Annotated in this window: 17 protein-coding genes and 1 tRNA gene; 11 read left to right on the plus strand and 7 right to left on the minus strand. The window is 75.0% G+C overall.

Going from position 1 to position 18,521, the window contains the following annotated elements; genetic code table 11:
- The first annotated feature begins 10 nt into the window (after window positions 1–10).
- Window positions 11–1,276: a kynureninase gene (gene kynU / locus O2W14_RS07095; RefSeq protein ID WP_269175368.1), complete on the plus strand. Its 1,266-nt coding sequence runs from the start codon at window positions 11–13 to the stop codon at window positions 1,274–1,276.
- 66 nt (window positions 1,277–1,342) lie between these two features.
- Entirely contained in the window at window positions 1,343–1,990 is a 648-nt protein-coding gene (locus tag O2W14_RS07100; protein ID WP_269175369.1) for a dihydrofolate reductase family protein, read from the plus strand.
- A 1-nt stretch (window position 1,991) separates the two neighbouring features.
- Here O2W14_RS07100 and O2W14_RS07105 read toward each other — a convergent pair whose 3' ends face one another.
- The 3 genes from O2W14_RS07105 to O2W14_RS07115 form a co-directional block, all read right to left on the minus strand.
- The gene (locus O2W14_RS07105) at window positions 1,992–2,657 is read right to left on the minus strand and encodes a class F sortase (protein WP_269175370.1); all 666 of its coding nucleotides are present in this window, start codon (window positions 2,655–2,657) and stop codon (window positions 1,992–1,994) included.
- Window position 2,658: 1 nt separating this feature from the next.
- Window positions 2,659–4,284 (minus strand): hypothetical protein, encoded by a 1,626-nt coding sequence (locus O2W14_RS07110; RefSeq protein ID WP_269175371.1) that lies wholly within the window; start codon window positions 4,282–4,284, stop codon window positions 2,659–2,661.
- A gap of 120 nt (window positions 4,285–4,404) precedes the next feature.
- A complete protein-coding gene (locus O2W14_RS07115; protein ID WP_331253578.1) occupies window positions 4,405–5,001 on the minus strand; it encodes an HNH endonuclease in 597 nt (198 codons plus the stop codon).
- Between the two features lie 121 nt (window positions 5,002–5,122).
- Here O2W14_RS07115 and O2W14_RS07120 point away from each other — a divergent pair, with 121 nt between their 5' ends.
- From O2W14_RS07120 to O2W14_RS07140, 5 genes are all read left to right on the plus strand, one after another.
- The gene (locus tag O2W14_RS07120; RefSeq protein ID WP_269175372.1) at window positions 5,123–7,201 is read left to right on the plus strand and encodes a prolyl oligopeptidase family serine peptidase; all 2,079 of its coding nucleotides are present in this window, start codon (window positions 5,123–5,125) and stop codon (window positions 7,199–7,201) included.
- Between the two features lie 192 nt (window positions 7,202–7,393).
- Complete coding sequence (locus O2W14_RS07125; protein WP_269175540.1) at window positions 7,394–8,713, plus strand: MFS transporter; 1,320 nt, start codon at window positions 7,394–7,396, stop codon at window positions 8,711–8,713.
- The gene (locus O2W14_RS07130; protein ID WP_269175373.1) at window positions 8,710–9,138 is read left to right on the plus strand and encodes a globin; all 429 of its coding nucleotides are present in this window, start codon (window positions 8,710–8,712) and stop codon (window positions 9,136–9,138) included. The genes O2W14_RS07125 and O2W14_RS07130 overlap by 4 nt, the downstream gene beginning before the upstream one ends.
- Window positions 9,139–9,198: 60 nt before the next feature.
- Window positions 9,199–10,764 carry a glycoside hydrolase family 13 protein gene (locus O2W14_RS07135; protein WP_269175374.1) on the plus strand — a complete coding sequence of 522 codons (1,566 nt, stop codon included), beginning with the start codon at window positions 9,199–9,201 and terminating at the stop codon, window positions 10,762–10,764.
- A 147-nt stretch (window positions 10,765–10,911) separates the two neighbouring features.
- A complete protein-coding gene (locus tag O2W14_RS07140) occupies window positions 10,912–12,429 on the plus strand; it encodes an ATP-binding cassette domain-containing protein (RefSeq protein WP_269175375.1) in 1,518 nt (505 codons plus the stop codon).
- 95 nt (window positions 12,430–12,524) lie between these two features.
- On the opposite strand, the gene O2W14_RS07145 is transcribed toward O2W14_RS07140, so the two are convergent.
- Complete coding sequence (locus tag O2W14_RS07145) at window positions 12,525–12,893, minus strand: hypothetical protein (protein WP_269175376.1); 369 nt, start codon at window positions 12,891–12,893, stop codon at window positions 12,525–12,527.
- Window positions 12,894–13,399: 506 nt separating this feature from the next.
- Between O2W14_RS07145 and O2W14_RS07150 the strand changes: the two genes are divergently transcribed.
- Window positions 13,400–13,996 carry a biotin transporter BioY gene (locus O2W14_RS07150; protein WP_269175377.1) on the plus strand — a complete coding sequence of 199 codons (597 nt, stop codon included), beginning with the start codon at window positions 13,400–13,402 and terminating at the stop codon, window positions 13,994–13,996.
- 148 nt (window positions 13,997–14,144) lie between these two features.
- On the opposite strand, the gene O2W14_RS07155 is transcribed toward O2W14_RS07150, so the two are convergent.
- Entirely contained in the window at window positions 14,145–14,558 is a 414-nt protein-coding gene (locus O2W14_RS07155; RefSeq protein ID WP_269175378.1) for an acyl-CoA thioesterase, read from the minus strand.
- A 102-nt stretch (window positions 14,559–14,660) separates the two neighbouring features.
- On the opposite strand from O2W14_RS07155, the gene O2W14_RS07160 reads away from it, so the two are divergent.
- Window positions 14,661–15,089 carry a protein-tyrosine phosphatase family protein gene (locus O2W14_RS07160; RefSeq protein ID WP_269175379.1) on the plus strand — a complete coding sequence of 143 codons (429 nt, stop codon included), beginning with the start codon at window positions 14,661–14,663 and terminating at the stop codon, window positions 15,087–15,089.
- Between the two features lie 201 nt (window positions 15,090–15,290).
- Here the strand turns inward: O2W14_RS07160 and ettA are convergent, their stop codons facing one another.
- A complete protein-coding gene (ettA, locus tag O2W14_RS07165; RefSeq protein WP_269175380.1) occupies window positions 15,291–16,961 on the minus strand; it encodes an energy-dependent translational throttle protein EttA in 1,671 nt (556 codons plus the stop codon).
- Window positions 16,962–17,069: 108 nt separating this feature from the next.
- Window positions 17,070–17,600 (minus strand): single-stranded DNA-binding protein, encoded by a 531-nt coding sequence (locus tag O2W14_RS07170; protein WP_269175381.1) that lies wholly within the window; start codon window positions 17,598–17,600, stop codon window positions 17,070–17,072.
- Between the two features lie 238 nt (window positions 17,601–17,838).
- On the opposite strand from O2W14_RS07170, the gene O2W14_RS07175 reads away from it, so the two are divergent.
- Window positions 17,839–17,911: transfer RNA gene (locus tag O2W14_RS07175), tRNA-Arg, on the plus strand.
- Between the two features lie 57 nt (window positions 17,912–17,968).
- On the plus strand, window positions 17,969–18,517 hold the full coding sequence (locus O2W14_RS07180) for a DsbA family protein (RefSeq protein ID WP_269175382.1): 549 nt from the start codon (window positions 17,969–17,971) through the stop codon (window positions 18,515–18,517).
- The last annotated feature ends 4 nt before the right edge of the window (window positions 18,518–18,521 follow it).

Below are 18,521 nucleotides of genomic sequence, written 5' to 3' on the forward strand. Positions count from 1 at the left end.
TCATGGCCGCGTGGACCTCTCCCGCGCCGCCGCCGTCGCCGCCGACGCCACCGACCCGCTGGCCGGGTTCCGCGCCCGCTTCACCGGCACGGACGACGAGGGCCCCGGCCGCTCGCTGTACCTGGACGGCAACTCCCTGGGCCGGCTGCCGGTGGACACCCCGGCCGCGGTCGCACGGGTCGTCGAGCAGGAGTGGGGTCGTGGGCTGGTCGGCTCCTGGGGTGGCTGGGTCGAGCAGTCCCGGCGGATCGGCGACGTCCTGGCCGCGGGCGTGCTGGGTGCCCGGCCCGGTGAGGTGCTGATCAGCGACACGACCAGCGTCGACCTCTACAAGCTGCTGGTCGCCGCCGTCGACGCACGCCCGGGCCGCGACGTGCTGGTGTGCTGCGCCGACGACTTCCCCACCGACCGGTACGTCGTGGCCGGGGTGGCCGGGCAGCGCGGGATGACCGTGCGCTCGGTGGCGGCCCACGTCGACGAGGGACTGGACCTGGCCGTGCTGGCGCGGGCACTGGACGAGCGGGTCGCCGTCCTGGTGCTGTCGCAGGTGGCCTACCGGTCCGGCGCGGTGGTCGACATGGCCGCGGTGACCCGGCTGGCCCGCGAGCACGGCGCCCTGGTGGTCTGGGACCTGAGCCACGGCGCCGGTGCGGTGCCCGCCGACCTGACCGCGGTCGGCGCGGACCTGGCCGTGGGCTGCACCTACAAGCACCTCAACGGCGGGCCGGGCGCCCCGGCGTTCCTCTACGTGCGGCAGGAGCTGCAGGACCAGCTGCGCCAGCCGATCTGGGGCTGGTTCGGGGCCCGCGACCAGTTCGCCATGGGTGCGACCTACGAGCCGGCCGAGGGCGTGGACCGCTTCGCCGTCGGCACTCCCCCGGTCCTGGCGATGGCCGCCGTCGAGGTGGGCGCCCGGCTCACCGCAGGGGCCGGCATCGACGCGATCGCAGCGAAGGGCCGGGCGCTGACCGACCTGGTCGTGGCGCTGGCCGACGAGTGGCTGGCCGGGCACGGCGTGGCGGTGGCCAGCCCGCGGGACGCCGCCCGACGCGGGGCGCACGTGTCGCTGGCCCACCCCGCCGCCTGGCAGCTGACCCAGGCGCTGATCGAGCGCGGCGTCGTCCCGGACTTCCGGACGCCGGACCGGTTGCGGCTGGGCCCGGCGCCGCTCTACACCCGGTTCGTCGACGTCTGGGACGCGATGGACCGGCTGCGCACCGTGCTCACCGACCGGTCCTGGGAGGCCTACCCGGTCGAGCGCAGCCGGGTCACCTGACGCACCGATGAGTTCCGCGGCCGGGGGCGGTCCTCCCCGCGACCGACCCCGACCAGGAGGAACCGCGTGCCCCAGCTGCTGGAGGTCCAGGACTTCACCGTCTCGAGCGACGGGTTCGGTGCCGGGGAGGGGCAGAGCCTGGAACGGCCGTTCGGGCACGCCGACCCCGGAGCGCTCATGAGCTGGGCGCTCGGCACGGCGAGCTTCCCCAACCGCACCGGACCGGGCGGCAGCCGCGGGCTCGACGACCACCTGGTCCGCGACTTCTCCCACGGCATCGGCGCCGAGATCATGGGGGCGCACGAGTTAAGCCCGCACCGCGGCCCGTGGACCGATCACGACTGGCAGGGCTGGTGGGGCGACGAGCCGCCGTTCCACACCCCGGTGTTCGTGATGACCCACCACCTGCGCCCGTCGTTCACGCTGTCGGACACCACCTTCCACTTCGTCGACGGCACACCGGCCGAGGTGCTGGCCCAGGCGCAGGAGGCCGCGCAGGGACGCGACGTCCGGCTCGGCGGAGGGGCGTCGGTGATCCGGGAGTTCCTGGACGCCGACCTGGTCGACACGCTGCACGTGGCGGTCGCACCGGCGATCCAGCTCGGCTCCGGGTCGCGGTTGTGGCACTCACCCGACGAGCTGCTGGACCGCTTCCACCGGGACGTCGTCCCCAGTCCCAGCGGCGTGGTGCACCACCTCTTCTGGCGGCGGTGAGTCAGCGCGCGGTGGCGAAGACGACCAGGTCCTCCGTCGTCGCGCCGGAGCCCAGCGGCGTCAGGCAGGTGATCAGGACCAGCCGCCCGGGGACGGCCTCCCACACCTCGGTCGCGCCGGCGAGGGCGTCCGCGGCGTACCGGGCGGTGCGCTCGACGGTGTAGTCGACGGTGCCCTCGGGGGTGCTGACGGAGACGACGTCCCCGGGGACCAGCGCGGACCCCTGGTGGTCGGCGGTGAGCAGCGGGTCGAAGCCGGAGTTCCCCGTGCTGGTCGAGTGCGCCGCCAGGTAGAGGGTGTTGTCGGCGTCCTCCGCCGCGCCGACGGGCTCGCCGTAGGGCTGCACCCAGTAGGCGGCGGTCAGCAGCGGTGGGTCGATCACCCCGGTCGGCGCCGCCAGCGGCAGCACCGGCAGGTCCAGGCCCACCGCGTCGACCCGCACGTGCACCGGCGAGGACGGCGTCGTCCACGCCGTGGCGGTGGTCCGCGGCAGCGCGGTCGCCTGCGACGGGGCACCGGAGGGCGGCGCGGTCACCGCGGCCGCCGCGGCCCCACCCGCCGAGAGCGGCTCCGCGCCGGACAGGCCGACCCCGAGGACGACGGCACCGGCGACCCCGAGGACGGTGCACCCGGAGAGCGCCGCCGCCCGCGGGCCCGGACGCCGCACGTCAGTCCTGCGGCGCGGCGGCCGGGCGGCGCCGCGGCCGCAGCACCGCACCCGCACCGAGCGCCGCGACCAGCAGCGCCGTGCCGCCCACCGCGACCAGCGGCACCGAGGCACCGGCGTCCGGCTCGGTCCAGCCGGTGTTGGACGCCAGGCCCGGGTTGAGCACCGGGACTACCACCGGCTGCCCCGGCGGCGCGACGACGGGGGCGACGGCGACCGGTGCGGCCGTCACGTCCAGGGTGAGGGTGACGCTGTACCAGGGGTTCTCCGCGTCGGTGCCGATGATCAGCGCCAGCGCGTGGTCGCCGGACCGGGAGTCGGCCGGCACGGTCAGCTCGATCCCGTCGGCCGTGACGGTCACCGGCAGCGTGTCGTCCCCGAACGACCCACCGTCGACCGACACCTCCTCGTCGACGTCCTCGGACACGTCGGGTGCGGGCTGCTCCGCGGGCTCGTCGGCGGCCTCGGCAGCGGCCTGCGCGGCGTCCACGGCCTCGGCGGCGGCCACGCGGGCCAGCGCCTCCGCGGGAGCCGGCTCCGCCAACGGGGAGGTCGGGATGCCGAAGTCGCCGGTCAGGGACCCGATGAGGTACTGCCACCGCGAGAGCTCGTCGTCCGGGTCGAACCCGGGGTCGGTGTCGGGCTCCACCTCCGGGGCGGGCACGGTCGCCTCGTACCAGCCGTCGGTGTGGCCCTCGTCGTACCCCTGCTCGTAGCCGGTGTCGGCAGCGGCCTGTGCGGCGTCGAAGGACGGCCCGTGCGCCGGGACGTGCACGGCGCCCAGCCCGGCCTGCAGCCCGGCGTCGGAGCCGTCGGTGTACCCGGCCTCGTACCCGGCCCAGAAGCCGTCCTCGTCGGGCTCGGTCCGGAAGAAGACCGCCGTCGTGTCGGTGAGCGCGTCGAGTCCGACGGTGCGCATCAGCGAGTCCGCCGGCAGCGTGAACGCGATCGTCGTCCCGGCGGTGACCGCGTAGGACGAGCAGTCGACCTCCGCGCCCGGGTCGGCACCGGCGTCCACGTCCGGCTCGGGCGCCTCGGCCAGCCACGCGTAGGTGCACGGCAGCCCGGCCTGGGCGCTCAGCACGGGGGCGAGCGGGACCACGGAGGTGCCGGCGCCGGCGAACTCGAGCAGGTACTCGACGTCCGCGCCGACCTCGACCCCGGGGGCGGTGCCGGTGAGCCCTGCGACCGTGAGCAGGCCCAGCGGCCCGCTGGACGCGTCGGTCGGCAGCGTGATGCGCACGAGGCCGTCCGAGGGCCCGGTGACGTCGAGGTGGCCGGCACCGGTCGCCGCGGACGAGAGGGTGCGGGTCGGCTCCTCGTCGGTCTCGGCGCCGGTCTCCAGCAGGTAGGTGGCCGCCGAGGCGTCGACACCGGCGGGCAGCTGCAGGTCGACCGCGCCACCCCACTCGACCTCGACGGGGACGAACTCGCCGCCACCGTCCTCGGTGGGCGGTGACGTGTTCTCCGACGGGTACAGGAAGAGGACGACGTCCGGTGGCGACAGCGGGACGGTCAGCCCCACCGCCGCACTGGCCGGGGAGGTGCCCAACGCGAGGGCGACCAGCGTCGCCAGCGCGCCGACGGCGGCACGGGCCGACGCTCGGGACGGGGTGGGAACGGACACGGGGACGCCTCTCGACCGCGGCGTCCGACACGCCGACGCGGCGAAAGGTAGGGCACGACCGGCTGCCTCCGACGGCGCGACGCGCCCGTGTGACTGGTGGGACCGGCCGGGCGCGTCTGCTCAGGCGCTGACGGACTCGGTCAGCCCCAGCCACTCCCGCCAGCGGGGGTCGACCGTGCGGTGCCCCAGCAAGCGCCACGCCGTCCCGCTGGGTGCCCGCGGTGGGTGCGGCAGCGCCCAGCCCATCTCCGCCAGCGAGCGGTCGGCCTTGACGTGGTTGCAGCGGCGGCAGGCGGCCACCACGTTCTCCCAGGTGTGCGTCCCGCCCCTGCTGCGCGGCACCACGTGGTCGATGCTGGTGGCCGACGCGCCGCAGTAGACGCAGGTCGAGGAGTCGCGGGTGAACACCGCCCGGCGCGACAGCGGCACCTGCACCGGGAAGGGCACCCGCACGTAGCGGGTCAGCCGCACCACGACCGGCACCGCCAGGGTGACCCGTTCGGCGTGCACCTCCTCGTCACCGACGTCGACGCTCTCGGCCTTGGCGGCCAGCACGAGCACGATCGCGCGCCGACTGGACACCACGCACAACGGCTCGTAGGTGGCGTTGAGCAGCAACGTGGCGCCGGTCGTGGCGGCCGGCTGGGCGGTCGGGGCGACCGGGTCACGCCGTGGTGCGGCGCGGCCCGACGCGGGCGGGAGTGCGGTGATCGACACGGGACACCTCCGGGTGCCCGTTGCCACCGACGGCTTCGACAGCCCACGGGCACCTCCATCCTGCACCGGAAACGGCCGTGGTGGGCGGCGGGCGTCACACCCCCGCACTACCGTCGCCCACGTGCGCTACCCCGACGCCCCCCGCCTGGACCTGGTCGAGAACCTGCACGGCCACTCGGTCGCCGACCCCTACCGCTGGCTGGAGGACGCCGCCGACCCGCGCACCGTGGCCTGGGCCGCCGCCCAGGACGAGCTGGCCGCGGACCTGCTGGCCGGGCTGCCGACCCGGCCGGTGTTCGCCGAGCGGCTCGAGCAGCTGGTGCACGCCGGCGCCGTCGGGGTCCCGGTCCGGCGCCGCGGGCGGGCCTTCTCCACCCGCCGCGACCCCGGGCAGGAGCACGCCGTCCTGCGGGTGACCGAGCCCGACGGCACCGTGCGGGTGCTGGTCGACCCGACCGCGCTGGACCCCGCGGGCACCACCACCCTCGATGCCTGGCAGCCCTCCTGGGAGGGCGACCGGCTGGCCTACCAGCTCTCGGTCGGCGGCGACGAGGAGTCCCAGCTGTTCGTCCTGGACGTCGCCACCGGCGAGGTGGTCGAGGGCCCGATCGACCGCTGCCGCTACTCCCCCGTCGGCTGGCTGCCCGGCGGCGAGGAGCTCTTCTACGTGCGCCGGCTCGCCCCCGACCTCGTGCCGGCCGGCGAGGAGCAGTTCCACCGCCGGGTGTGGCGCCACCGGGTGGGCGCCGACGCGGCCACCGACGTGCTGGTGCACGGCGAGGGCAGCGACCCCTCCACCTACTTCGGTGCCCGCACCAGCGCCGACGGCCGCTGGCTGGTCGTCTCCGCCTCGGTGGGCACCGCCCCGCGCGACGACGTCTGGCTGGCCGACCTGGCCGGTGACGGCGTCCTGCGCGAGCTGCAGGTCGGCGTGGACGCCCAGACCTCGGCCTGGGTGGCCCGCGACGGGCGGCTGTGGCTGCACACCGACCGCGACAGCCCGCGCGGCCGGCTGGTCGTCGCCGACCCCACCGACCCCGCGACGTGGGCCCCGGCGGCCTGGCGCGAGGTCGTGCCGCAGCAGGCCGACGGCGTGCTGACCGATCTCGCCCTGGTCGACGGCGCGGACGGCGCCCTGACGGTGCTAGCGGTGCACGCCGTGGACGCCACCGACCGGCTGTCGCTGTGGGCCGGCGACGGCTCCGGCGCGCTCGGCGAGGTCAGCGACCTGCAGCCGGGCAGCATCTCCGGGGTGAGCGCACCGCCCGAGGGCGGCACCACCGCCTGGATCGGCTTCACCGACTACTCGACGCCGCCCTCGGTGCTGCGCTGGGACGCCACCGAGCCGACCGTGCTCACCGAGCACGAGAAGGCACCGACCACGGCGACGGTCCTGTCGGTGCAGGTGGTCGAGGCCCACGCCACCTCCGCCGACGGCACGCCGGTGCACCTGTTCGTTCTCTCGCCCTCCGGCATGCCCGACACCCCCCGGCCGACCGTGCTCTACGGCTACGGCGGCTTCAACGTCTCCCTCACCCCGGCCTACAGCGCGCAGGCGCTGGCCTGGGTCGCCGCCGGCGGGGTGTGGGTGGTGGCCAACCTGCGCGGTGGCTCCGAGCACGGCGAGGAGTGGCACCGGGCCGGCATGCGCGAGCACAAGCAGAACGTGTTCGACGACTTCGCCGCCGCGGCACAGCACCTGGTCGCCGCCGGCTGGACGACGCCGGCGCAGCTGGCGGTGATGGGCGGGTCGAACGGCGGGCTGCTGGTGGGCGCGATGGCCACCCAGCACCCCGACCTGGTCGCGGCCGTCGTGTGCAGCGCACCGCTGCTGGACATGGTCCGCTACGAGCTGTTCGGCCTGGGCCGCACCTGGAACGACGAGTACGGCACCGCCGCGGACCCGGTCGAGCTGGGCTGGCTGCTGGGGTACTCGCCCTACCACCGGGTGGTCGAGGGCACCGCCTACCCGGCGGTGCTGTTCACGACCTTCGAGTCCGACACCCGGGTCGACCCGCTGCACGCCCGCAAGCTCGCCGCGGCGCTGCAGCACGCCACCTCCGCCGAGGCGCCGATCGTGCTGCGCCGCGAGCTGTCGGTCGGGCACGGGGCCCGCGCGGTGAGCCGGACGGTCGGCCTGGCCGCCGACCAGCTGGCGTTCCTGGCCGCGCACACCGGCCTCGCCCCGGCCTCCGCCTGAGCGTGACCCGGCCGGCCCGACCGTGACCCCGACCGCCGGCCCGACCACGGGCCGGCGGTCCCCGGCGCGCCCGGTGGACCCCGGGTGGCACCGGCCGGTTCCGTTCCACCTGCCAGAATCCCCCGTCATGCGACGTGCCCGAGCGGTCACCGTCACCGAGGCCGCCGGGCCCCGGTCCCGTGCAGGTGCCCGCTGAGCGCCCACGGGACGGGCCCGGCCGACGCGCCGGCGACCTACGGGCAGGTCTTCGCCGTCGGTGAGTTCCGGCCGCTGTTCGGCTCCCACCTGCTGTCCACGATCGGCGACGAGCTCGCCCGGGTGGCGCTGACGGTGCTGGTCTACCAGCGCACCGACTCCGCGGTGCTGGCCGCGCTCACCTTCGCGATCAGCTACCTGCCGTGGCTGCTGGGCGGCCCGGTGCTGTCCGCCCTGGCCGACCGGCTGCCCCGGCACCAGGTGCTCATCGGCAGCGACGTCGCCCGCGCCGTCCTGGTGGCCGCGATGGCCGTGCCGGGGACGCCGTTGCCGCTGCTGCTCCTCCTGCTGCTGCTGGTGTCGTTGTTCGCCCCAGCCTTCGAGGCCGCCCGCTCGGCGCTGACGGCCGACGTGCTCGAGGGCGACCGGTACGCCGTCGCGACCTCGCTGACCGGGATCACCCAGCAGGTCGCCCAGCTGATCGGCTTCGGCCTCGGCGGCCTGCTGCTGACGCAGCTGTCCGCCTCCGCCGCCCTGCTGCTCAACGCGGCCACCTTCGCCGTCTCCGCCGTCTGGCTGACCCTGGGGCTGCGCCGCCGGCCCGCACCGGTGCAGGACGCCGGGGAGGCCGGGCGCTCGCTGCTGCAGGACACCGCCAGCGGCCTGCGCCTGGTGGCCGGCGCCGCCCGGCTGCGGGCGATCGTCGGGCTGCTGTGGGTCGCGGCGCTGTTCGTCAACGCCCCGGAGGGCATCGCCGCCCCCTGGACGCTGGAGCTGCAGGACGCCCTCGGCGCGACCGGGCTGCTGCTGGCCGCCAACCCGGCCGGCGCCGCGGTCGGCGGGGTGCTCGTGGGCCGGTTCTGTCCACCGGCGCTGCGCGACCGGCTGCTCACCCCGCTGGTGCTGCTCTCCCTGGGCGGCATCCTGCTGGCCGGGCTGGTGCCGCTGGTGCTCGACCGCGGCACCACGGCCTTCGTCGTCGTCCTGGTCCTGCTGTTCGTCGCCGGACTGGGCGGGGCCTGCTCGATCCCGCTCAACGTCGCCTTCGTCCAGGCCGTGCCCAGCGCCTACCGCGGCCGCGCGTTCGGGGTGGCGGTGGCCGGGCTGTACGGCGTCCAGGGGCTGGGTGCCGTGCTGGCCGGGGTCGCTGCCGACCTGGTCCGGCCGAGCACCGTGGTGGTGCTGTCGGGGGCCGTGGGGCTGGTCGCCGTCGTCGTCCCGCTGCTGGCGCTGCGGCGGTCGGCGTCCGGGCCGGCCGGAGGAGACCCTGCCCACGTGGCCTCCGGTCCCCCGGCTGGGGGACCATCGCAGGCATGACCCAGAGCGCGTCCCCGTCGGAGGCTGCGACCTTCTACGACCAGATCGGCGGCGAGCCGGTCTTCTCCGCGCTGGTGGCCCACTTCTACGCCGCCGTGAAGGAGGACCCGGTCCTGCGCCCGATGTACCCCGGCGACGACTGGGAGGGCGCGGAGACGCGGCTGCGGATGTTCCTGCAGCAGTACTGGGGCGGGCCGCGCACCTACTCCGAGGAGCGCGGGCACCCCCGGCTGCGGATGCGGCACGCCCCCTTCGCCATCGACGACGCCGCGCGGCAGGCCTGGCTGACCCACATGCGCGCCGCCGTCGACTCGCTGGGGCTCACCGCCGAGCAGGACGCCACGTTGTGGGGTTACCTGGAGATGGCGGCGCACAGCATGCAGAACCGGTGGCCCGAGGGGGCCGGCGGCACGCTGTCGGTCTGATCCGGCGCCGCAGCCCCTCCACACCCGCAGGAGCCCCCGCTGAGCGAGCACCCGACGTCCGTGACCACCCCGACCGCCGACTGGTGGCGCGAGGCGGTGTTCTACCAGGTCTACATCCGCAGCTTCGCCGACGCCTCCAGTGACGGGGTCGGCGACCTCGCCGGCATCCGGTCCCGGCTGCCGCACCTGGTCGACCTGGGCGTCGACGCGCTGTGGATCACGCCGTTCTACCCCTCGCCGATGGCCGACCACGGCTACGACGTCGCCGACCCGCGGGACGTCGAGCCGACGTTCGGTGACCTGTCCGGCTTCGACGCCCTGCTCGCCGACGCACACGCCGCCGGCCTGAAGGTCACCGTCGACCTGGTCCCCAACCACAGCTCCGACCAGCACGTCTGGTTCCAGGAGGCGCTGGCGTCGGCGCCCGGCTCACCGGCCCGGGCCCGGTACTTCTTCCGGGACGGCCGCGGGCCCGACGGCAGCGAGCCGCCGAACAACTGGCCCTCGGTGTTCGGCGGTCCGACCTGGACCCGGGTGCCCGACGGTCAGTGGTACCTGCACATCTTCGCCCCGGAGCAGCCCGACCTGGACTTCGCCAACCCCGAGGTCGTGGCGGACCTGGAGGAGACGCTGCACTTCTGGCTGCGGCGCGGGGTCGACGGCTTCCGGATCGACGTCGCGCACGGCATGGCCAAGCCCGACGGGCTCCCGGACATGGCGCCGGCCGAGGACACCGGCCTGTTCGCCGACGACGGCCCCGGCGACCTGCGCTTCGACCAGGACGGCGTGCACGCGGTCCACCGGCGGCTGCGGGCGGTGCTCGACCAGTACGAGGACCGGATGGCCGTCGGCGAGTGCTGGGTGTTCGACGACGAGCGGCTGGCCGCCTACCTGCGCCCCGACGAGCTGCACCTGGCCTTCAACTTCCGGCTGCTGACCGCCGACTGGGAGGCGGACTCGCTGCGCTCGGCGGTGCAGCACTCGCTGGCCGCGGTCGCGCCCACCCCCGCCCCGGCCTGCTGGGTGCTGTCCAACCACGACCGGCCGCGGCACGTCACCCGCTACGGCGGCGGCGAGCTGGGCACCCGCCGGGCCCGGGCCGCGGCACTGCTGCAGCTGGCCCTGCCCGGGGTCGCCTACGTCTACAACGGCGACGAGCTCGGCATGCCCGACGTCGACCTGCCCGACGAGGCGCTGCAGGACCCGATCTGGGAACGCTCCGGGCACACCGAGCGCGGCCGGGACGCCTGCCGGGTCCCCGTCCCGTGGTCCGGGGACTCCCCCGCCTACGGGTTCTCCACGACGCCCGACACGTGGCTGCCCATGCCGGCGGGCTGGGGTCCGCTGACGGCCGAGGCCCAGGCCGCCGACCCGGGTTCGATGCTGTCGCTGTACCGCAGCGCGCTGGCCCTGCGGCGCAGCTCGTCGGCCTTCACCGGCGAGGACGTGCAGTGGCTGCCCGCCCCCGAGGGCGTCCTGGCCTTCCGCCGCTCCGGTGGGCTGGTGTGCCTGGTGAACCTCTCCGGCGCCCCCGTCCCGCTGCCCGAGGGCGAGGTGCTGCTGGCCAGCGAGGCGGTCGCCGACAGCACGCTGGCGGCCGACGCGGCGGTCTGGCTGCAGGGCTGACCTGACCCGCCGGGCGCCTCCCGGGACCGACCGTCCCGGGAGGCGCCGCACCCCGCGGCAGGTAGCATCCGACCCGTTACGCAGCGTCGCGGGGGACGCTCGTCACCTGTCCACCAGCGTCGCTGGACCCGCCCCGGGAGGCCCGCCATGACGTTGTTGCAGGTCGAGGGTGTGCAGAAGTCGTTCGGTGCCCGCCGCGTGCTGCGCGGGGTGTCGTTCACCGTCGGCGAGGGCGAGATCGTCGGACTCGTCGGCACCAACGGTGCGGGCAAGTCCACGCTCGGCGACGTGCTCGCCGGCATCACCGCCGCCGACGCCGGCACGATGACCCTGGGCGGCCGTCCGTACGCACCGCTGTCGGCCGGGGACGCCCGCGACCTGGGCATCGGCGTCGTCGAGCAGCTGGTCCGCATCGACCCGGCGCTGACCGTCGCGCAGGCGGTCTTCCGCGGCACCGCGCAGGCCGGGCGCCCCCAGGCCGAGCTGCGCGGGCCGGCGCAGGCGCTGCTGGCCGAGGTCACCCTCGACGTCGACCCCGACACCCCGGTCGGGGAGCTGCCGCACTTCGTGCACGGGCTGGTGGAGATCGCCCGGGTCCTCGCCGAGGACACCCGGGTGGTCGTGCTCGACGAGGTGTCGGCCGCCCTGCTCCCGCTGGAGGTGACCAGCCTGCACGCCGTCGCCGGCCGGCTCAGCCGCCAGGGCCGCGGCGTGCTCTACATCAGCCACCGGCTGCCCGAGCTGCTCGCGGTGGTCGACCGGGTGCTGGTGCTGCGCGAGGGGCGGATCGCCCTGGACAGCCCGGCCGAGGAGATGGACCCGGTCCGGCTGGCCGCCGAGACCGTCGGCGAGCCGGTGCCGCTGCCCCCGGCCCGGGTGCCCGCACCGGCACGGCCGGAGACGAGCCGTCCGCCGGCGCCACGGGCCGGGGACGAGGAGGTCGCGCTGCAGGTCCGCAACCTGCGGGTGCCCGGCGCGGTGGACGGCGTGGACCTGCTGCTGCGCCGCGGCGAGGTGATCGGGCTGACCGGGCACCGCTCCTCCGGCGTCCGCGAGATCGCCGGCGCGCTCTCCGGTGAGCTGCCCGCCGTCACCGACGAGCTGCTGCTGCACGGCGAGCCACGGCAGCTGAGCACGGCTGCGGGTGACGGGGCGCTGCAGCTGCCGGTCTACCGCGCCGACGACGACGCCTACGGGGTGGACCCCGGCGAGACGATCGCCCGCACGCTCACCCAGGAGGCCTGGGGCACGCTCAGCGACCTGCACAAGGAGATCGCCACGCTGCGCAGCGTGATCCGCACGGTGCACCAGCTGGACGTCAAGACCCTCAGCATCCGCACCGTGTTCGGCGCGCTGTCCGGCGGCGACCAGCACAAGCTGGCCCTGGCCCGGTGGATGGCCTCGGCACGCGACGTCGTCGTCCTGCACGAGCCCACCCGCGGCCTGGACGTCCGCGCCCGGCAGCAGGTGCGCCAGCTGCTGGACGACGCCACGCAGCACGGGACGTCCGTGGTCGTCGTGTCCGTGGACCCCGACGAGCTGGCCGAGTGCTGCGACCGCATCGGCATCGTCTCCGGTGGCCGCGTCACCCGGTGGATCGAGGCCGGCGACCTGGCCGTCGAGACCGTCCGCGCCCGGATCCTCGAGGCCGCCACCGCCGCGTGACCGCGGTGCCGCCCGCATGGGGCGGCACCGCGGTGAGGCCCCGCTGCAGGGTCCCGCCGCGAGCGTGCGAGTGGTGGGGGCAGCGGGGTCCTGCGTCAGACGGCGACGCCCGCGGCGACCGACCGCAGCTTGTGCCGGGCCAGCGCCAGGTTCGCCGTCGTCCGGTTGAGCACCAGGTAGATGAACAGGCCGGCGTTGCCCTGGCCGCGCAGCACGTTGATCAGGTGGTACTGGCCCTGCAGGGTGATCAGGACGTCCTCGATCTCGTCCTTGAGCTCGAGGTCGGAGATCGTCCGCAGCTTCGCGCGCACCACGTTGGAGTTCCCGGCGGCCGCGACGTTGAGGTCGAAGCCGGGGTTGCCGCCGGTCGCGAGGGCCATGCCGCTGTCGATGTCGACGATCGCGGCGCCGGTGGCACCGTCGATGGCGAGCAGGTCGGCGATGACGTTGTCGAGCTGGGCCACGGTGGGGGCTCCTGTCGTTGTCGTGACGGTGGGCAGCGGGTCGCTGTCCCCCGGGTCGGGAGCTGACCGGGGCGGGTCGTCGTGCACGGGGTCCCCGGCCGGCGGAGCCGTCTCGTCGGGGGCGGGCGCGGCAGGTGCGCGGTCGGGTCCGGAGCCGTCGTCGGGCGCCGGGTCCGGTGACCGCAGGGCTCCCCCGAGGGGGTCCTGCGGTGCGGGGCGCCCCCACGACAGCAGCGACGACCACCACCCGGTTGCCATGCCGTGATCCACCTTCGCCGAGGGGCTCTGGACCTCAGCGAACACGTCGGCGGCTGGCCGGGCAAACCGACGGACGTATCTGCAGGTGAGCGGGCAGGTACGCACCGCGACCGCTCCCGGTGTGCCCGAGGCCGCCGCCGAGGCGCCGTCGCGGCCGTCCCGACCGGCGGTCCGGAACCCGGCCGGATAGGGCAGACTCTCTGCCGTTCGACGGTGCGCTGCGCCGTCCCGCACTCCCAGGAGGACCCGTGGCCACTGCCTCGATGCCCGCGCTGCCGATGCGCCCGCTCGTGCTCGCCGACCTCGTCCCGGCCGTCCGTGCCCGCAACGTGGTCCTGGTCGCCTTCGGCGTGCTGTTCACCGCGCTGCTGGCCCAGGTGTCGGTCCCGGTGCCCGGGTCGCCGGTGCCCATCACCGGCCAGACGCTCGCCGTGGTGCTCACCGCGGCCAGCCTCGGCCCGGTCCGCGGCGTCGCCGTGCAGGCGTTCTACATCCTGGCCGCGCTGGTCGGGCTGCCGTTCTACTCCGAGGCCAGCGGCGGCGTCGACGTCGTCTTCGGCGCCACCGGCGGCTACGTGGTCGGCTTCATCCCCGCCGCGTACCTGATCGGCATGGCCGCCCGCCGGGGCATGGACCGGCAGCCGCTCAAGGCCGCTCCGCTCTTCGTCGCCGGCCAGGCCGTGATCTTCGCCGTCGGTGTCCCGTGGCTGGCCGTCAGCACCGGCATGTCGGCCGGCCAGGCGCTGGACGCGGGCTTCTACCCGTTCATCGTCGGTGGCCTGGTCAAGGCCGTCGTCGCCGCCGGCGTGCTCGGTGGTGCCTGGCGGCTCGCCCGGCGCAGCTGACCGCACCGCACCCCGACCGCCCCGCTGCCGAGCACCTGGCAGCGGGGCGGTCGTCGTTCCGGACGACGACGGGCGCCGCCGTCCGCCGCTCGACGACACCGCCGGGCGTGGACCCGGGGCGCCACGTGGTGCGTGCCGACCGGCGGGCTCAGGCCGGCGCGTCCTCGGTGTAGCGGGCCAGGAAGACCTTCTCCTCCGGGGTGAGCCGGCGCGGCCGGTTCGTGGCGAAGTCGAAGGTGACCAGCACCGTGCTGCCGGTGACGGCGAGCTGCCCGTGGTCGAGGAGCTCGTAGTGGCAGGTGAAGGCCGCCGACCGGACGCCGGACACCCAGATCTGCACCTGCAGCGGCTCGGCGTCGTAGACGACCGGGCGCTTGTAGGTGATCTCGTGGCTGGCCACCACGATGCCCCGGCGCAGGCCGGTCTTCTCGTCGTGGGTGGGCTGGTCGAAGAACAGGTCCACCCGGGCGGTCTCGAAGTAGCCGAGGAAGGCCACGTTGTTGACGTGCTGGTAGGCGTCCATGTCCGACCAGCGCATGGGGACCGCCACGGTGTGCCTCACCCGCGCCACCCTGCCAGCCCGGTGCGCGGGCACCGCACGACGGGTCCGGTCCGGCGCTCCGCACGCCCGGTCCGGGCGGCCGCGCGCCCCTACGCTGCCGGCATGGTCGAGGGCTGGGACGACGGGACGCCCGGCGTGCTGGTCCTGCCGTCGGGACGGCGGGTGCGCGGGCGGGGCCTGGGCGCGCCGCTGCCGCCCGGCCCGGTGCCCACGTTCGGGCTGTACCTGCTGGGCCGCCGCCCGGAGCCGCTGCCGTGGGAGCACCGCTGGGTGCGCTGGCCGGACTTCCGGCTGCCGCGGGACCCGGTGCTGCTGCGCGCGGAGCTGGCGCAGGTGTGGGAGCGGGCGGCCGGCGAGCGCGTGGAGGTGGCCTGCTGGGGCGGGACCGGACGCACCGGCACGGCGCTGGCCTGCCTCGCCGTCCTCGACGGTGTGCCCGCGGCCGACGCGGTGGCCCACGTGCGCGCCCACTACCGCCCCCGCGCGGTCGAGACCCCGGCCCAGCGCCGGTTCGTCGCGCGGTTCGGGTGACGCGGCCCGACCCTGCCGGTGCGGGCGTCCCACCCGGGGTGGGGTCCACGAGACGCCGACGGCCGGCCGGAGCGTGAGCTCCGACCGGCCGTCATGACGTGCTGCCCTGCCCGCGAGCAAGAGGATGGGCGCGGTCGGACCCCGTCCGGGCTCCACCCCGTAGGTGCGCGGGGTGAGGAGGACGAGGTCCGCCGACCCCGATCAGTCGCGGGACAGCTTGCGGTACGTGGCGCGGTGCGGACGGGTGGCGTCGATGCCGAGCCGCTCGACCTTGTTCTTCTCGTAGTCGTCGAAGTTGCCCTCGAACCAGAACCACTTGGACTCGCCCTCGTAGGCCAGGATGTGCGTCGCCACCCGGTCGAGGAACCACCGGTCGTGGCTGACGACCACGGCGCACCCGGGGAACTCCAGCAGTGCGCCCTCGAGGCTGGTGAGGGTCTCGACGTCCAGGTCGTTGGTGGGCTCGTCGAGCAGCAGCAGGTTGCCGCCCTGCTTGAGGGTCAGCGCCAGGTTCAGCCGGTTGCGCTCACCACCGGACAGCACGCCGGCCTTCTTCTGCTGGTCCGGGCCCTTGAACCCGAACGCGGAGACGTAGGCCCGCGAGGGCATCTCGACGTTGCCGACCTTGATGTGGTCCAGGCCGTCGGAGACGACCTCCCACAGGCTCTTGTTCGGGTCGATGCCGCTGCGGTTCTGCTCGACGTAGCTGATCTTGACCGTCTCGCCGACCTTGACCTCGCCCTCGTCGGGCTCGGCCTGGTCGACCAGCATCTTGAACAGCGTGGTCTTGCCGGCACCGTTGGGGCCGACGACGCCGACGATGCCGTTGCGCGGCAGCGTGAAGGACAGGTCGTCGATCAGCACCCGGTCACCGAAGCCCTTGGTGAGGTGCTTGGTCTCGATGACGATGCTGCCCAGCCGCGGGCCCGGCGGGATCTGGATCTCCTCGAAGTCCAGCTTGCGGAACTTGTCGGCCTCGGCGGCCATCTCCTCGTACCGGGCCAGGCGGGACTTGCTCTTGGCCTGGCGGGCCTTGGCGCCCGAGCGCACCCACTCCAGCTCCTCCTTGAGCCGCTTGGCGCGCTTGGCGTCCTTGGCCCCCTCGACCTTGAGGCGGGTGGCCTTGGTCTCCAGGTAGGTGGAGTAGTTGCCCTCGTAGGGGTAGGCGCGGCCGCGGTCGAGCTCGAGGATCCACTCGGCGACGTTGTCCAGGAAGTACCGGTCGTGGGTCACGGCGATGACGGTGCCGGCGTACTTCTCCAGGTGCTGCTCCAGCCACGCGACGCTCTCGGCGTCCAGGTGGTTGGTGGGCTCGTCGAGCAGCAGCAGGTCCGGGGCCTCGAGCAGCAGCTTGCACAGCGCGACGCGGCGGCGCTCACCACCGGACAGCACCGTGACGTCGGCGTCGCCGGGCGGGCAGCGCAGCGCGTCCATGGCCTGCTCGATGCGGTTGTCGAGCTCCCAGCCGTCGGCGTTCTCGATGACCTCCATCAGCTCGCCCTGCTCGGCGAGGAGGGAGTCGAAGTCGGCGTCGGGCTCGCCCATGGCCTCGCTCACCTGCTCGAAGCGGGTCAGCGCCGCGCGGAGGTCCTTGACGGCCTCCTCGACGTTGCCGCGCACGTCGAGCTCCTCGTTGAGCGGGGGCTCCTGCTGGAGCATGCCCACGGTCGCGCCCGGCGCGAGGACGACGTCGCCGTTGGAGGCGGTCTCCAGCCCGGCCATGATCTTCAGGACCGTGGACTTGCCGGCGCCGTTGGGGCCGACGACGCCGATCTTGGCGCCGGGCAGGAACGCCAGGGTGACGTCGTCGAGGATGACCTTGTCGCCGTGCGCCTTGCGCGCACGGACCATCGAGTAGATGTACTGAGCCAAGAGGTCGGTGCCTTCCGTCGGTGAGGGGGCAGGGCGGGGCAGCCGTTCCCGGCGTCCACCGGCCCCGCCCCCTGCGTTCTCAGCTCCGATCCTCCCAGTCCGGGAGGCTCACGTCAGCGCCGGCACCGCGGCACGGTCGCCGGTGAGGTCGGAGTCCACCTCGGAGAACGCCGCCTCCCCCTCGATGTAGTCCGTGGGCCGGTCGGCCCAGGGGTCCTCGGCCGGCGGCTCCGCAGCGACGTCGTCCGGGACCCCGGGAGGCGCGGCCTGGGTGACCGGCCGCGCGGACCGGCGGAACTCGGCGGTCCCGCGGGTCAGGTCCGGGCCGACGTGCGCGGCGCGGATCTGCGGCCGGCTGCGGCGGCCCTGCTCGCTGTCCCAGGAGTGCGTGTACAGCTCACCGCGGACCACGACCGGGTCGCCCTTGCTCAGGGTGTGCGAGACGTTGCCGCCCAGCTCGCCCCAGCACTCGACGTCGACGAAGAAGGTGCGGTTGTCGGTCCAGGCCTGCGTCTCCCGGTCGAACCGGCGCGACGTGGAGGCCATGCGGAAGTTGGTCACGCCGTCCCCGCTGGGCAGCCGGCTGCGCTGCGGTGAGTTGACGATGTTGCCGACGACGGTGATCAGGCACTCGTTCACGGTGCTCCTCCGATGGGTGGGCCCGGCGACCTGCCGGGGATGCCACCACCGTGCTGTCCGGGTGCCGCCCGGGACAGCGGTCCGGCCCGCTTGTGGAGGAACCGGCCGGGTGTGGACGGCGGCCGGCGGAGGACCGACCCGCAGCACTACGTGCGACCCGCCGAACGCACCGGACGCGGTGGGCACCCCGGGTTCGTCCCGCTCGGCGGCGCGCGCGATGCGATGATGCGGGCCGCGAGCGCCCGTAGCTCAGTGGACAGAGCAGGTGCCTTCTAAGCACTTGGTCGCAGGTTCGATCCCTGCCGGGCGCGCTCCCCACCGCGCGCCACGGACGCGTCGGCACACCCGGCGGCGGGTAGAGCCCGGGCATGAGCTCACCGACCCCCTCCCCCACCGGCCACACCCCCGAGGGCGGCGTGCTCGTGGGCAGCGAAGACGCGCGCCGCACGCTCGTCCTGTTCGAGGACCCGCAGTGCCCCTACTGCCGCCAGTCCGAGGACGCCACCGGCGACGTGCTCCGGCGCGAGATCTCCTCGGGCTCGGTCTCCGTCGAGTACCGGATGCGCAGCTTCCTCGGCCCCGAGTCGGTCCGGGCGAACAACGCCCTGGCCCTGGCCGCCGAGGCCGGCCACTTCGACCAGCTCCGCCGTGAGCTGTTCGCCCACCAGCCGGCCGAGCAGACCGGCGGCTTCACCACCGACGAGCTCGTCGAACTGGGCCGCAGGGCCGGCCTGACCACCCCCGAGTTCGTGTCCGGTGTGCGGGAGGGCCGCCACGTCGACTGGGTGGTCGAGCGGGAGGAGGCCTTCCTGGCCCAGGACCCCGACGGCACCCCGCAGGCACAGCTGGACGGCGAGTGGGTCGACGCGCAGGTCCTCTACGACCCCGAGGCGCTGGGCGCGCTGGTCCGCGGCTGACCCG

It is taken from the genome of Modestobacter sp. VKM Ac-2986 (assembly GCF_026967795.1).
Taxonomy (GTDB): Bacteria; Actinomycetota; Actinomycetes; order Mycobacteriales; family Geodermatophilaceae; genus Modestobacter.

Coding starts and splice junctions, on each gene's coding strand:
- O2W14_RS07130 (WP_269175373.1), top strand. CDS start 8,710: ATGACCCAGAGCGCGTCCCCGTCGGAGGCTGCGACCTTCTACGACCAG.
- O2W14_RS07140 (WP_269175375.1), top strand. CDS start 10,912: ATGACGTTGTTGCAGGTCGAGGGTGTGCAGAAGTCGTTCGGTGCCCGC.
- O2W14_RS07160 (WP_269175379.1), top strand. CDS start 14,661: ATGGTCGAGGGCTGGGACGACGGGACGCCCGGCGTGCTGGTCCTGCCG.
- O2W14_RS07180 (WP_269175382.1), top strand. CDS start 17,969: ATGAGCTCACCGACCCCCTCCCCCACCGGCCACACCCCCGAGGGCGGC.